12 protein-coding genes and 1 pseudogene are annotated in these 14,559 nt (G+C 71.8%); 7 read left to right on the top strand and 6 right to left on the bottom strand.

The window, feature by feature from the left end; genetic code table 11:
• Window positions 1-54 precede the first annotated feature (54 nt).
• Window positions 55-414, top strand: coding sequence for an ArsR/SmtB family transcription factor (locus O1G21_RS04615; RefSeq protein WP_270141000.1), 360 nt, complete (start codon window positions 55-57; stop codon window positions 412-414).
• Between the two features lie 45 nt (window positions 415-459).
• Here O1G21_RS04615 and O1G21_RS04610 read toward each other — a convergent pair whose 3' ends face one another.
• Both O1G21_RS04610 and O1G21_RS04605 read right to left on the bottom strand, forming a co-directional pair.
• Entirely contained in the window at window positions 460-1,431 is a 972-nt protein-coding gene (locus O1G21_RS04610) for an NAD-dependent epimerase/dehydratase family protein (protein ID WP_270140999.1), read from the bottom strand.
• Window positions 1,432-1,492: 61 nt separating this feature from the next.
• Window positions 1,493-1,873, bottom strand: coding sequence for a hypothetical protein (locus O1G21_RS04605; RefSeq protein WP_270140997.1), 381 nt, complete (start codon window positions 1,871-1,873; stop codon window positions 1,493-1,495).
• Window positions 1,874-2,291: 418 nt separating this feature from the next.
• Here O1G21_RS04605 and O1G21_RS04600 point away from each other — a divergent pair, with 418 nt between their 5' ends.
• Window positions 2,292-3,557 carry a hypothetical protein gene (locus O1G21_RS04600; protein WP_270140995.1) on the top strand — a complete coding sequence of 422 codons (1,266 nt, stop codon included), beginning with the start codon at window positions 2,292-2,294 and terminating at the stop codon, window positions 3,555-3,557.
• 83 nt (window positions 3,558-3,640) lie between these two features.
• Here the strand turns inward: O1G21_RS04600 and O1G21_RS04595 are convergent, their stop codons facing one another.
• Entirely contained in the window at window positions 3,641-4,549 is a 909-nt protein-coding gene (locus O1G21_RS04595) for a LysR family transcriptional regulator (protein WP_270140993.1), read from the bottom strand.
• A 282-nt stretch (window positions 4,550-4,831) separates the two neighbouring features.
• On the opposite strand from O1G21_RS04595, the gene O1G21_RS04590 reads away from it, so the two are divergent.
• From O1G21_RS04590 to aspA, 5 genes and pseudogenes are all read left to right on the top strand, one after another.
• Window positions 4,832-5,620, top strand: coding sequence for a gamma-glutamyl-gamma-aminobutyrate hydrolase family protein (locus O1G21_RS04590; RefSeq protein WP_270140991.1), 789 nt, complete (start codon window positions 4,832-4,834; stop codon window positions 5,618-5,620).
• Window positions 5,621-5,706: 86 nt separating this feature from the next.
• Window positions 5,707-6,387 carry a FadR/GntR family transcriptional regulator gene (locus O1G21_RS04585; protein WP_270150770.1) on the top strand — a complete coding sequence of 227 codons (681 nt, stop codon included), beginning with the start codon at window positions 5,707-5,709 and terminating at the stop codon, window positions 6,385-6,387.
• Window positions 6,384-7,823: an amino acid permease gene (locus O1G21_RS04580; RefSeq protein WP_270140989.1), complete on the top strand. Its 1,440-nt coding sequence runs from the start codon at window positions 6,384-6,386 to the stop codon at window positions 7,821-7,823. The genes O1G21_RS04585 and O1G21_RS04580 overlap by 4 nt, the downstream gene beginning before the upstream one ends.
• Window positions 7,824-7,922: 99 nt before the next feature.
• A pseudogene (locus tag O1G21_RS04575) lies at window positions 7,923-8,915 on the top strand (asparaginase); the annotation flags it as partial.
• 93 nt (window positions 8,916-9,008) lie between these two features.
• Entirely contained in the window at window positions 9,009-10,418 is a 1,410-nt protein-coding gene (aspA, locus tag O1G21_RS04570; protein WP_270150769.1) for an aspartate ammonia-lyase, read from the top strand.
• Between the two features lie 211 nt (window positions 10,419-10,629).
• Here the strand turns inward: aspA and O1G21_RS04565 are convergent, their stop codons facing one another.
• The 3 genes from O1G21_RS04565 to O1G21_RS04555 all read right to left on the bottom strand — a co-directional run bounded on the left by O1G21_RS04565 (window position 10,630) and on the right by O1G21_RS04555 (window position 14,211).
• On the bottom strand, window positions 10,630-11,856 hold the full coding sequence (locus O1G21_RS04565) for a YVTN family beta-propeller repeat protein (RefSeq protein ID WP_405000781.1): 1,227 nt from the start codon (window positions 11,854-11,856) through the stop codon (window positions 10,630-10,632).
• Window positions 11,857-12,192: 336 nt separating this feature from the next.
• The gene (locus O1G21_RS04560) at window positions 12,193-12,765 is read right to left on the bottom strand and encodes an FcoT family thioesterase (RefSeq protein ID WP_270140987.1); all 573 of its coding nucleotides are present in this window, start codon (window positions 12,763-12,765) and stop codon (window positions 12,193-12,195) included.
• Window positions 12,766-12,882: 117 nt separating this feature from the next.
• Entirely contained in the window at window positions 12,883-14,211 is a 1,329-nt protein-coding gene (locus O1G21_RS04555) for a hypothetical protein (protein WP_270140985.1), read from the bottom strand.
• Window positions 14,212-14,559: the final 348 nt, after the last annotated feature.

Genomic DNA, 14,559 nt, shown 5'->3' with positions numbered 1-14,559 from the left:
ACCATACATGAACATATGAACCCCTCTTCATGTATGAGTTGTACTATTGCCCGCATGGGTCATGGAGCCGCCCCCGCAACCGCCGTCCCGCACACCCGCCTGGACGAAGCCAGCGCTGCCCGGGTGGCCACCACCCTGCAGGCCCTGGCCACACCCTCGCGCCTGCTGATCCTCTCCCGGCTGCGCGAGGGCCCCTGCGCGGCCACCGAACTCGCCGCCGAGGTCGGCCTGGAGCAGTCCGCCTGCTCCCACCAGCTCCGCCTGCTGCGCAACCTCGGCCTGGTGGTCGGTCAGCGCCAGGGCCGCTCGGTCGTCTACGCGCTCTACGACAACCACGTCGCCGCCCTGCTCGACCAGGCCGTCTACCACATCGAGCACCTGCGCCTGGGCCTCACCGACACCGCGCTCGACTGATGCGGCCGGTTCCCCGTCGGGCCGACCCGACGGGGAGCCGGTGGTTCAGCGCTGGTGCCAGGCGGTGAGGAGGTCGGCCTCCTGGTCCGGCGTCAGGGCCTGTGGCAGCGGGTCGAACGGCTGGATGTCACGGGCGGTGTCGGCCACCGGGCGGAGCTTCAGGCCGGTGGCGAGGGCGGCGGCCGGGTCGGCGGTGCCGGTGGCCCGGATCCGCGGGTTGGTGCTCCACAGCGGCAGTGCCTGGTCCTGGACGCCGGCCGCACGGAGGAACTCCTCGTCCACCCAGGTGATCGTGGTGCCGGGCGGGGCGACCGCCGAGGCGATGGCGCCGAGCAGGTCACCCATGGTGAACGGCGGGGGCGTCGCGGCGTGGAAGGCGCCGGAGGCGCCCTGGTGCAGGAGGCCGAGCATCCAGTCGGCGAGGTCGCGGGCGTCGACGACCTGGACCGGGGCGTCGGGGCGGCCCGGGGCCAGCACCTCGCCGCCCCGGGCGAGCCGCTGCACCCAGTGGTCGAAGCGGTGGGTGTAGTCCTCGGGGCCGATCACGTACGTCGGACGCACCAGCAGCACGTCCGGACCGAAGGACTCCCGGGCCGCCCGCTCGCACTGGACCTTGAGGACGCCGTAGGTGTCGACTCCGGTGATCACCTCGGGCTCCGGGCCGTCGGCGGGGAGCAGCGGGGAGTCCTCGGTGAACGCCGGGGCGGCGGGGGTGTCGTAGACGGCCATGGACGAGACCAGGAGGTAGCGTCCGGCGGCGCCGGGGTCGAGGGCGGCGGCCAACTGCCGGATCTGGCGCGGGAAGTACGCGCTGACGTCGACGGTGGCGTCCCAGGCGAGGCCGCGCAGAACGGACAGGTCGTCATCGCGGTCGGCGATGAGGTGGGTGGCGTCCGGGAGTAGATGGGCACCGGACTTGCCCCGGTGCAGCACCGTGACGTCGTGCCCGGCGGCGAGTGCCGCCCGGGCGACGTGGTAACCGACGAACCTGGTGCCGCCCATGATCAGAATGCGCATCAGGCCATGGTGGCAGCTCGGGGGCCGGCCGGACCAGGGCTCGTGGCACGTTGACGTTCGCTCAGAGTGCGGCGAGGACGTCCTGGTGCACACCGTCGAGGACGAAGCCGTTGTCCAGCCGGACCCGGACCGTCACCCGGCTTCCGCGCGCCCGGTGCACGGCCCACTCCGGCTCCAGTGCGGCGATCTCCGCCTCCAGGCGCTCCCGGCTCGCCACCGGCATGGTGTGCCCGTAGTCGTCGAAGAGCGCCTTGAGCCGCTGGTACTCGCGGACCTCCTCGCTCTCCGGGAGTTCGCCGTCCACCCGCTCGACGGTGCCCTCGATCCCGGCTCCCAGCGAGAGGAACCCGACGACGGTCCCGGCCCCGGGATCCCTGCTGAAGGCCTCGCCGATCCCGAGGTCCGCCGTCAGCCTGACGCGTCGTCCTTCCTCCAGGGTCATCCGTCCTCCGCCTCTCGGATCGCTCGGTGCCGCGGGCGCGGCCGACGGTCAGGGGTCATTATCCGTGGCCAGGGGGCGCCGGGACAGGCGCGGCCCGCCGCGGCGCGGAGCACGGTGTCGACCAGCTCCCGGCCCGCCCGCGCCCGATCCGCGCAGGCTCCGCGCGGACGGCCTCCGCCACCTGCTCGCGGTCGCCCGTACGGGCCGGCTGGTGGCCGCGGCGGACGCCCTGAAGGGCTTCGACGGGCGACGTTCCGCGACCGCCCGCACCTCCGGCCGGCCCGCCATCAGGTCGTGTACGGACCCTCTTTGGGGGACAAGTCCACAAGTGATCGGATTTGATCGGACAGGCTTTCGCACGGCAGGCTCGGTGCGCACAGTGGCGAGTCAGCCACGGTCCGCCATGGAGGGGAGTCGCATGTCCGGGACCGAACACCGCAAACCGACCGCACACGTCGTCGTCGGATACACCCCCGAGGAAGGGTTCGTCGCCGTCCAACTCAACCCGCCACCGGCGGAATACGTGTGGCACGACCGCCAGGCCGAGCACCGGCAGGAGCGGTTCGGGCCGGGGAACGGCTACCAGCAGTGGCTGGCCGTCGACGTCGCCACCGGCGCCGTGTGGTTCGGGGACACCGACTGGCGGACGCGGGAGGAGGGTTCCGCCGCCGGGCTCCCGGGACGTCGTCGGTGCGAGGCCGGAGACGGGGCCCTGCCCTCGCCGGCCGTCCTCGTCCACCCGCTCACCCACCGCGCCACCGACGGCCAGGGCACTTCCACCTGGCGCTTCTTCACGGCCGAGGAGCTCTACGCACTGGCCCGGCGCACACTGCCCACGGTCCAGCGGGTGGTCGACTCCCTGCACCGGGTGGGCCCGGCCCCCGACCTGGAATGGTCCGCCGAGGCCGCCACGGCCTGGGCCGATCTCGAACAGGCCTGCCGCTACACGTCCGACGCGACGGGAGCGGTGACCTGGGCCGAGCCCCGTACGAGCCGGGTCCGCGGAACGCGCGTCGAAGTGGCGGACTTCCTCGCCCGGAACCCGGAGTTGTGCGATCCGTCCTGGTCGACGGCCACCGACGCGGAGCTGGACGCCTACGCCGCCTACGAACCCGCCTCCGGTTACGGCGGCGTACCGGGGCGGATGTGCGCTCCGGCGAACGTCCGGATCGAGGAGGGCTACACGTTCTACGGCCACCGCGCGGCCCTGTACGCCTACCGCGCGGCCGCTTGCGGCGACCGTACGCCGGTCGAAGCCGGGACCTGGTTCCGGACCAGCGAGGCCGGGCGCACCAGTTGGGAGGCGGCCAGGGTCGTGGGCGCGAGCCTCGCCGACGCCCCGGACTGCGCGCTGAGCCACCTCGCCGACACCTTCCGCAGCGCCGCGGAGGACGACGGCGTGGTCCTCACCGGGCTGAACGCCTACCTGTGGCAACAGCGCGCCGAGGAGCGGGCGGCGGTCGACGAGACGCTCGCCGCCACCGGCGAGGAGCTGGAGCGGCTGGAGGAGATGGTCAAGGAGCTCCGCCGCATCCGCAACACCGTCCTGACCCGGGTCCTCAACTGGACCGACGGGCGGGACGACGAGGACATCGCCCGACTGGCCGCGACCTCCCCGATGGTCGTGGCCGAGTGGCGGGAGCGGCTCACGGCGAACCCGAGCGGCCAGCCGGAAGAGCGGTAGGGCTTCGTCCGGGAGCTCGGCCCGGCGGGCGTCGGGCGGCGTCGGGGGTGGGGGAGCGGTGGGCCCGGTCCGGCGGGTACGTCTCACGAGAGGGCGGCCAGCGCCTGCTCCGCGAGCATCCGCTCCAGGGCCAGCAGGGCGCGAGGGGTGTGCCGGGTGTCGATGCGGACGGCGTAGATGAAGCGCGTCAGCTCCGGGTCGGCCAGCGGACGCGCCACGACCTCGGTGGTGCCCCGGGGGAGCGCCAGCTGCGGCATGACCGCGACGCACAGGCCCGCGGCCACGAAGCCCAGCACGGTGTTGAAGTCGTCGCCCTCGTACGCCAGCCGCGCCTGGAAGCCCGGCGTCTTGGCGATCTGGGCGAGCAGTTCCAGGCGCAGCGCCGCCTCCGGGGCCGCGATCCAGGTCTCGGACGCGAGACTGGCCAGGTCGATGACGTCCCGGTCGGCGAGGTGGTGGCCGGCCGGGACCACCGCCACGACCGGATCCCGGGCGACCAGCGTCCGGCGCAGCGTCCGGGGCGGCGGCAGGGGTATGAAGTCGTAGTCGTAGCTGAGGGCCAGGTCCATGTCTCCCCGTTTGAGGCGGCCGTAGCCGGCTTCGGGCTCCAGCTGGGAGAGGCTGACCTGCACGTCGGGGTACGCCGTGTGCAGCTGCGCCAGCGCCTTCGGAACGATGCCGGCGGCGGCGGAGGCGAAGGCGCCGAGCCGGATCCGTCCGGCCGTGCCGGCGCGCATGGCGTCGAGTTCCACGGACGCCGCCGCCAGGGCGCTCCTGACTCCCTGTTCGGCGTCGAGCAGGACCTGGCCGGCCGGGGTCGGCCGCACGGGCCGGCGCTCCAGCACCCGGAGACCCGCCCGGCGTTCGAGTTCGGCGATCTGCTGCGAGACGGCGGGCGCGCTGTAGCCCAGCTCGCGGGCGGCGGCGGTGAACGAACGGTGGCGGACCACGGCTTCGAGGGTGGCGAGCAGACGGGGGTCCAGTCTCTGCATCGTGTTAAGGCTCACTTATCTGTCGCGAAGACGTCTTTTCTTGTGCTTAAGGATGAACGGCAGCAGGATTCTTGCTTGCGGCCCGGATGCGCAAGCCTCCGCCCCCGCTCCGTGGCCGATCGCTCCGTCCTGTGGCCGATCGCTCGCCACCGCGGGCGCCTCCGTGCGCCGCCGTGCCGTGCACCCCCTCCTCCGCAGCCCGCCCGCCGCGCCCGTGCGCCGGGGGCGGGCCGTGGAGGAGACGGCCGTCGACGATCGGCCCCACCCCTGGAAGGAAGTGGTATGCGCAAGCCACTCATCGGACTCACCACCTACCTCGCCGACGCCCGGTGGGGCGAGTGGGCGTTGCCCGCCGCGCTGCTGCCCGCGGCGTACACCAGCTGCCTCCAGTCGGCGGGCGGCCGCGCCGTCCTGCTGCCACCGGACGCGCCGGAGGCCGCGGCCGATGTGGTCGAGAACCTGGACGCGATTGTCCTGACCAGCGGCGAGGACCTGGATCCCGCGCTGTACGGAGCGCAGCCGCACCCGTGCACCGGGCCGCCGGTGCGCGAACGCGACCGGTGGGAACGGGCCGTGCTCGCCGCCGCTCTCGCACGTGACATGCCGGTGCTCGGTATCTGCCGGGGGATGCAGCTGATGAACGTGCACGCGGGCGGCACGCTTCTCCAGCACCTGCCCGAGAAGGTGGGGCACCACGGCCACAACCCGTACGGCGGCCAGTTCGCCCCCCACCCCGTCACCACGGTGCCCGGGACCCGGCTCGGTGCGCTCCTTCCGGGCACCAGCAGGGTCGCCGCCCACCATCACCAGGCGGTGGACTCCCTCGGGGCCGGCCTGGTGGTCTCCGCCCGTGCGGTGGACGGGACCATCGAGGCGATCGAGAGCACCCGGCACCGCTTCGCGGTAGGCGTTCAGTGGCACCCGGAGGCGGCGTTCGAGTCGGCCGTGGTGCACGCCCTGGTGGCCGCGGCCAGGTCGGGCGACCGCGGAGCGGTGGTTCCCGCCGCAGGTCAGGACCCGCGAACGGGGCGACAGCCGAGCGGAGCCGTCGCGTCGACGCCAGGGCCTTGACACCACCCTGCGGGATCCCTCAGGATCGGCCCGTGAACCTGTCAGACAGCAAGACAGTCAGTCCGATGCCTCGGCGCGTGAGCGCCATGGAAGCGGTGTTCGGCCACCTCCGCGGTGCCATCGAGCGCGGCGAGTACGTGGTGGGGGACAAGCTCCCCTCCGAAGCGGAGCTGTGCCGGACCCTGGAGGTCAGCCGGCCGGTGCTGCGGGAGGCGCTCAGGGCCCTGCAGGCCATGGGACTGACCGTCTCCAAGACCGGCAGGGGCACCTTCGTCGTGGCGAACACGGTCGAGGACCCCACCTTCGGCGACTACGCCGCCAGCGACCTCCTGGAGGTGCGCCGCCACGTCGAGATCCCGGTCGCCGGGTACGCGGCGCTGCGCCGCACCCCGGAGGACCTGGACCATCTGACCCATCTGCTCGACCGGATGGAGCGGGAGACCGACACCACCGCATGGGTCGCCCTGGACACTGTCTTCCACCTGGCGGTGGCCGAGGCCTCCCGCAACCCGGTCTTCCGGCGGGTCATCGAGGAGATCCGGGACGCACTGGCGCGTCAGTCGGCGTTCCTCAACGAACTCGGCGATCGACGCGAGCAGTCCAACTGCGAGCACCGGGCGATCGTCGAAGCACTGATCGACGGGTCCGAGCCGGACGCGGTGGAGGCCATGTCCCACCACCTGCATCGCGTCGAGGCCACCCTCACCGACATCGTGCGCCCCCAGCGTACGGACATCCCCCCAACAGAAGGCAGACCCGAGGCGTGAGCGAGCAGTTCCTCAAAGACGAGAAGCGCCCCTCCACCCGTCACGTCGACGCCGGGGACACCGGCTACAGCAAGTCCTTGAAACCCCGGCACGTCAACATGATCGCCATCGGCGGTGCCATCGGCACCGGCCTGTTCCTCGGGGCCGGCGGCCGCCTCGCCGATGCCGGGCCCTCCCTGTTCGTCGCCTACGCGGTGTGCGGCGTATTCGCGTTCCTCGTCGTGAGAGCGCTCGGCGAACTCGTCCTGTACCGGCCGTCCTCCGGCGCCTTCGTCTCGTACGCCCGGGAGTTCCTGGGGGAGAAGGGGGCGTACACGGCGGGCTGGATGTACTTCCTCAACTGGGCGACCACCGGTATCGCCGACATCACCGCGGTGGCCACGTACGCCCACTACTGGCACCTGTTCTCCGACGTCCCGCAGTGGGTGATCGCGCTCATAGCCCTGGCGGCGGTCCTCACCGTGAACCTCATATCGGTACGGATCTTCGGTGAACTGGAGTTCTGGTTCGCCATCGTGAAGGTCAGCGCACTGGTCGTCTTCATGGGCATCGCGATCGTCCTCCTGGTCACCAGGCACCCGGTGGACGGCGTCACTCCCGGCCCCTCCCTGATCGCCGACAACGGCGGCGTCTTCCCCAACGGTCTGCTGCCGATGCTGCTGATCATCCAGGGCGTCGTCTTCGCCTACGCCTCCGTCGAACTGGTCGGCGTCACGGCGGGTGAGACCGAGAACCCCGAGAAGATCATGCCGAAGGCGATCAACTCGATCATGTGGCGGGTGGGCCTGTTCTACGTCGGTTCGGTGCTCCTGCTGTCGATGCTGCTGCCGTGGAACAGGTACACAGCCGGCCAGAGCCCGTTCGTGACCGTGCTCTCCCACATCGGCGTGCCGGCCGCCGGCAGCGTGATGAACCTGGTGGTCCTCACCGCGGCGATGTCCTCGCTCAACTCCGGCCTCTACTCCACCGGCCGCATCCTGCGCTCCATGGCGGTCAACGGTTCCGCCCCGCGCTTCACCGCCCGGATGAGCCGCAGCCAGGTGCCCTACGGCGGCATCCTGCTCACCAGCGGCATGTGCGTCCTCGGAGTGGGCCTCAACTTCGTGGTGCCCGCGGACGCGTTCGAGATCGTGCTCAACCTCGCGGCGATCGGCATCCTCGCCACCTGGGGCATGATCATGATCTGTCACCTCTTCTTCTGGCGGAAGACCCAGGCCGGTGAACTGACCCGCCCCGCCTACCGGTTGCCGGGCTCGCCGTGGACCGAACTCGTGACGCTGGCCTTCCTCCTGACCGTCCTGGTCCTGATGTACGCCGACGGCGGCGCCGGACGCACCACCGTGCTCTGCGTACCGCTGATCGCCGCCGCCCTGGTCGCCGGCTGGTACGCGATCCGCGGCCGCCTCTCGCGCCACGCCGACAGGTCCGACGGCTGACACCGGGCGGCGGCCTCCGACGCGGGCCGGTCCCGCGACCGTCGAGGGCCGCCGCCCCGCCGACGGACCGGCAACGACCCACCACCGATCGAGGCAGTGATGCACAGAAGTTCCCCTGCGGACGCACCCGCGGTCCGCGAACCCCGGCACGCCCCCGTCGCCCACGTCACCCGCGGCGGCATGATCGAGGGGGTCCACCACGGCTCCGTCGTCGTCCTCGACGGCGACGGCCAAGCCCGGTTCCGGCTCGGCGACATCGAGGTCGCCTGCTACCCGCGATCCGCCCTCAAGCCGCTCCAGGCCGTCGCCATGGTGCGTGCCGGGCTGCCGCTGGAGGGCGAACTCCTCTCCCTCGCGATGGGCAGCCACTCCGGTGAGGAGCGCCACCTCGCCGGCACCCGACGGATCCTCGAACTGGCCGGTCTCGGCGAGGAGGACCTGCGCAACGTCCCGGACCTCCCGTACGACCCCGCGGTGCGGGACGCCTGGGTGCGGGACGGCCGCCCGCCATCCCGCCTCGCCCAGAACTGCTCCGGCAAGCACGCCGCGATGCTCTACCTCTGCAGGCTCAACGGCTGGCCCCTGACGACCTACCTCGACCCCGCACACCCGCTCCAGACGGCGATCGCCGAGGTCGTCGAGGAGCTCACCGGCCAGCGCACCGCGCACGTCAGCGTCGACGGCTGCGGCACCCCGCTGTTCGCCGTCTCACTGCACGGGCTCGCCCGTGCCGCCGCCCGCATCGCCACGGCGCCGCCGGGCACTCCCGGGTTCAGGGTCGCGGACGCGCTGCGCGGCCACCCGGAGATGGCCTCCGGGACCGGACGGGACACCGCCGCGCTGATGCGCGCGGTGCCCGGACTGCTCGCCAAGGACGGCTTCGAGGGCGTCCAGATCGCCGCCTTGCCGGACGGTCGCGCCATCGCGGTGAAGATCGCGGACGGGGCGAACCGGGCGCGGATCCCGGTGGCGGCGGCCGCGCTGGCGCTGGCGGGCGTCGACCCCCACCTGCTGGGCGACTGCGCCGGCGAGGCGACGGCGGGCGGCGGCCGGCGGGTGGGCAGCGTACGGCCGGTGCCGGCGCTGGCGCCGGGAACCCGCGCCGGCGCCGGGAGGCCGCGCCCGCACCAGGCGACCGACCCACGACCCGTGACCCCCCGACCTCAGGAAGAGGACCCGCGCACGATGACGACCGCCACCCGGAGCGAACACGACCTCCTCGGAGACCGCGACGTCCCCGCCGACGCCTACTGGGGCGTCCACACCCTGCGCGCCACCGAGAACTTCCCCATCACGGGCACGCCCATCTCCACCTACCCGCACCTGATCGAGGCGCTCGCCGCCGTCAAGGAGGCCGCCGCCCTCGCCAACGAGGAACTCGGCCTGCTGGAGCCCCGGAAGGCCGCCGCGATCGTCGCCGCCTGCCAGGAGATCCGCGGCGGAAAGCTGCACGACCAGTTCGTCGTCGACGTCATCCAGGGTGGCGCCGGCACCTCGACCAACATGAACGCCAACGAGGTCATCGCCAACCGGGCGCTGGAACTGCTGGGTCACGCCAAGGGCGAGTACCGGCACCTGCACCCCAACGAGGACGTCAACCTCGGCCAGTCCACCAACGACGTCTACCCGACCGCCGTCCGGATCGCGACCGTCCGCGCGGTGCGCGGCCTGCTCGACGCGATGGCCGTCCTCCAGGACGCCTTCGCCGGCAAGGCCGCCGAGTTCCGCGACGTGCTGAAGATGGGCCGCACCCAGCTGCAGGACGCCGTGCCGATGACGCTCGGGCAGGAGTTCTCGGCCTTCGCGGTCATGCTGGACGAGGACCGCAGTCGGCTCGCGGAGGCCGTCGAGCTGATCCAGGAGATCAACCTCGGCGCCACCGCGATCGGCACCGGCCTCAACGCCCCGGCCGGATACGCCGAAGCCGCCCGCCGCCACCTCGCGGACATCTGCGGGCTGCCGCTGGTCACCGCCGCCAACCTGGTCGAGGCCACCCAGGACTGCGGCGCGTTCGTCCAGATGTCCGGCGTGCTCAAGCGCATCGCCGTCAAGCTGTCGAAGAGCTGCAACGACCTGCGTCTGCTCTCCTCGGGGCCGCGCGCGGGCCTGGGCGAGATCAACCTGCCACCGGTGCAGGCGGGTTCGAGCATCATGCCGGGCAAGGTCAACCCGGTGATCCCCGAGGTGGTCAACCAGGTCGCGTTCGAGGTGATCGGCAACGACGTCGCGATCACCATGGCCGCCGAGGCCGGCCAGCTCCAGCTCAACGCTTTCGAACCGATCATCCTCCACTCGCTGTCGGAGTCCGTGACCCACCTGCGTGCCGCCTGCCTCACCCTCGCCGAGCGCTGCGTGGTCGGCATCACCGCCAACACCGAGGCGCTGCGCGCGACCGTCGAGAACTCCATCGGCCTGGTGACCGCCCTGAACCCGTACATCGGGTACACGGCCGCCACCGACATCGCGAAGGAGGCCCTCGCCAGCGGCCGGGGCGTGGCCGAACTCGTGCTGGAGAAGGGGCTGCTGCCGGCCGAGCGGCTCGCCGCCCTGCTGCGGCCCGAGGTGATCGCGGGCACCGGCGCGCCCGCGGCCTGAGGGAGAGCGCGGCGGGCGGCCCGCTGCCGCCGGCCGCCCGCCTCGTCCGGCTGGCCATCGGTTTGAAGTCGCTCACCGAATCGCGCCGGGATTGCCGGGCCCCAACCGGAGGGTGGGGCCCGGCCGGCCCATCGGTCTGACGTGGCGCCACTTGCCGGCCCTGTCCGGTTCTCGGTCCGTGAGGCGGTTCCTCCCTCGGGCTCGGCGTGGTTCAGCGGAAGATGCCGGTGTGTCCGAGGGAGTAGCGCCCGGGTTGGGGGTAGACGCACAGGCCGTGCGGCCCCGCGCCGACCTTGATCTTCGAGATGAGGTGGCCGTCGTCGGTGGAGATGGCGTAGACGGCGGAGTCGTAGCGGCCGCTGAGCCACAGGACCTTGCCGTCGGCGGACACGCCCCCCATGTCGGGGCTGCCGCCGCCGGGCAGGTGCCAGGTGGCGGTGACCTGGTTGGTGGCGAAGTCGAGGACGGAGATGGAGCCTTCGCCCCGGTTGGAGACGTACAGGTTCCTGGAGTCCCGGCTGACGTAGAGGCCGTGGGCGCCGCGGCCGGTGGGCAGCAGGGTGGGTGGCGTGAAGGCGTCGCCGTCCAGGACCCACACACCGTCGGCGACCATGTCGGCGACGTACCAGGTCCGCCCGTCCGGGGAGATCTTGACGTCCTGGGGCATGGAGCCGTTGTGGGGGATCTTCTGTTTGGCGAGGACGGTCATGGCGGCGGTGTCGACCTTGAGGAGTTCGCCGGAGAACTCGCAGGAGACGATGAAGTAGCGGCCGTCGGGGGAGAAGTCGGCGTGGTTGACGCCCGCGCAGTCGGCCGGGACGGACTTGACGATGCCCATGGTGTGGGCGTCGCGGAAGACGAGCTGGTGGTCGGCGGAGGCCATGACGACGGCGTGGCGGCCGTCCGGGGTGAAGTAGAGGTTGTAGGGGTCGTGGACGTCCACCGGCTCGCCCGGCTTCCCCGTGGCGGGGTCGATGGGAGTGAGGCTGTTGCCGAGGTCGTTGTTGACCCACAGCGTCTTGAGGTCCCATGAGGGGACGACGTGCTGGGGCTGGCGGCCCACGTGCAGGGTGTCGACGACCTGGTAGGTGGCGGGGTCGATCACGCTGACGGTGTCGGACTCGGTGTTCGGTACGTAGACCCGTGAGGGGAACTGGCTCACGGCGTCGGCCAGTTGGCCTGGGCGGTCGGCGGCGTAGAGGTCGTGGGGGTCCAGTGGCGCCGGCATGCCGGGAAGCGGCCCTCCGGTCGGCTGCGGGGTTGCCGCGGCCGACTGGTCCGCGGTCGCCGGTGAGCGGGTCGGGCCTGGTGAGGTGGCTGGAGCGGGGGCGGAAGGCTCCTTGTCCGGGGGCGGCGAACATGCCGCCGGTGCGCAGAGCGCGAGCGCGAGAGACATCAGGACCGGGCGGTACCGGCGGGAACGGTTGCCATGGGTCATCGGGTTGCCGACTCCGTCGTCGGGGGCGGGGGAGTCCACCCACTCCGTGTTCTTTGCGCTGTGCAACGGTAGGGCGAGGGTGGGCCTCGGAAGCGCAGCCGGGCCGAAAGTCCCCCCTTTCGGGCAAATCGGGTGCTCGTCGGAAAGCCGGACAATCATGGTGAACGCGGCGCCGGACTCCTCCTGGGGTGCGCGGGGAGGCCGTCGGACATGTGCCCTTTTCTACCTCCCCGCCGGGCCCGTGCAGACTCCCCCGGCCCCAGCGCCGGGTGCCGGTCGCCGCCCCGAACCGGTCGCGGCCGGGCGGGAAGCGCGGGTGCCCTCCGAACGTACCGGCTACTCCTGTGGCGGATGGATGATGGCCAGCGTGACCTCGCCGTGGCAGTTCCCTCCGGCGCGGTCGGAGAAGCCGCAGGTCATGTCGACCAGCAGGAAGGGCCCGCTGCGCCCGTTCTTCCGGTGCACCCCGGTGATGGTGGTCTCGCCCTGGAAGTTCCGGCTGGTCACCGGCGAACGGAAGGTGCTGTGGAAGTCGATGATGAGGATGTCCGGCCGCTGGCGCTGCCAGAAGTCGTCCATGGTCCAGGAGGAGAAGGGAGCGGCCAGCCGATCGTGCACCGCCGCGGCGATCAGGTAGTACATGATCTGGTTGAAGCAGATGTTGAATTCCACCGCGTTGAGGTGGAAGCTGCCGGGCGCGTCGACGTAGCAGGACTCGCGGATGGTGAACTGGCCGGCGCCCCGCAGCGGATAGCCGACCGGGTGGTCGGCCGGCGCGGCTTCGGCCCATGTGAGATAGCGGCAGTCGTCCTTGTAGATGGCAAGCACACGGTCCAGGAGCGCGCGGTCGGTGCGGGCAGCGTCGGCCCGGGTTCCCGGCAGCGGAAGGGACTGCGGGTGGAATGGCATGGGGGCGGTCCTCCGTGCCGAAGAGGATGGGGTGCGGTGGGGCACTCACCGCGTTGGCCGAGCCGAGCGCCGCAGTGGCGGGGCGCTCGGCCGGCGGATCATGTGAGGTGGAGTGGATCAAGCGAAGACGGGGTGCAGCACTCCGCTCCGGCTGATGTTCACCCGGTACTCGGAGCTGGTGCGCATCAGCAGCGCGGACATCTCACCGCCTACCACTCCGATTGTCAGGTCGTGCCGGATCGGTTCGCCACCGGGCCCGACGCCGTGGACCGGGCTGGGGCAGAACTCCTGCACCAGCCAGCTCTCGCGGCGTGCCGAGGCCAGGGCGGTGCGCCAGCGCGCAAGGGGCGTCTCCCGTCCGATCACCACGCCCTGCCCGCCGTAGTCGAGTGGGCGTTTGAGCACGTAGCGTGCACGCTCGTGGGCGATCCGCGCCAACTCCTCATCGCTGCAGCAGGCCAGTGCGCGCGACCACGGCAGCGCGGGTGTGACGACGATCAGGTCCGCGGGATCGAAGAGGTCCGCGAAGCGGGGATCCGACATCACCGCCAGCGCCAGTTTGCTGCCGCCCACCCAGCGGCCCAGCATCCGGTTCTGGACGAAGACCTCGTCCTGCTGCAGGGCACGCACGAAGGAGTCGATCCGGTGCCGGATGCGACAGAAGTCGCGGGTGAGATAGGCGAAGTAGGCATGTCGGAAGGGCCGGCCGGCGAAGCTCGGGCCGTCGGGCCCGTAGCGCAGCTCGGTGAGGTCGACCTCCTCGGATTCCACCGCGCGGGAGGCGAACAGGCGCTGGAGGATGTCCAGCTCGAGGCGCCAGCCGCCCCTCTCACGCAGCAGCGGGACATGCGAGGGGCACTGTCCGGTCTCCTGCCGGGCGGCCGCGAGGAACCAGTCGGCCATCCAGTGCTCGCGTTCGGCGGGCAGGGCGACCGGGAGGGGGACACCGTTCGCGGTGAGGAACCCGCGCCACGTCCTTGCCAGCAGGCCGAAGAACATCAGCAGCGCGGGTGTGCTGGCGTTGGTCTCCAACACCTTGACGGTGCCGTCAGGTTGGGGTAGCACATCGATCCGCATGGCGTGCACGCCGCATTGCCGGGGATCGCTGACCACCAGCAGGTCGGCGGCGAGCTCCGGTGGCGCGACGATGAGTCGGCGCAGCCGCTCGTCCTGCGGATAGGCGGCGACGACCGCCTCCACCATCCGGTAGTACGAGCGGGCCAGTGCCGCCAGCCGCTCACGCTGGCCCTCGGCCAGCACCTGTGGTACCCCGATCGGCAGGGGGGCGTCGTCGGACTTGGTGAGCCTCTTCGCGAGTCGGGCTTGCAGGTCCAGGCCGCTGTCGGTCGTGGCGAGGCTCTCCACCGCCGCGCGGGACCCCGGGCAGAAACCGGGCCACGGCTCGTCCGTCCCCGTCGTCAGCGGCGCGGGAAGCCCGTCGACCATGACATGCCTCCAGGGCACCGTGTGTCAGTGCAACACCCGTGACACCCCGGCGGTGGCGCCGGCGACGACACGGTGCGGGGCTTCGGACGCGGGCGGATGCTCATGGCCGGCGTCTTACCGGGCCCGCGTCGCCGAAACGCCGGGGGAGCCCTCGAGAACGAGCCGCCGGTCCGATGTGTACGAAAGTCGTCCATCGGGCAAAAGCTGACAATTGATGGATCGACTCGCACGCGGTCGAGGACGTCAAGGGTGCCGCGCACGCCGCAGCAGATCGCGTCATGGGCGCCCCGGAGGGCAACGGCTGAGAAGCGGAGGACGCCGCGGCGGTGTTCCTGCTCATCCTGCGCC

It is taken from the genome of Kitasatospora cathayae, from assembly GCF_027627435.1.
GTDB lineage: Bacteria > Actinomycetota > Actinomycetes > Streptomycetales > Streptomycetaceae > Kitasatospora > Kitasatospora cathayae.
The sequence above is the reverse complement of the archived record's forward strand: the minus strand, read 5'-3'. Positions and strand labels throughout refer to the sequence as shown.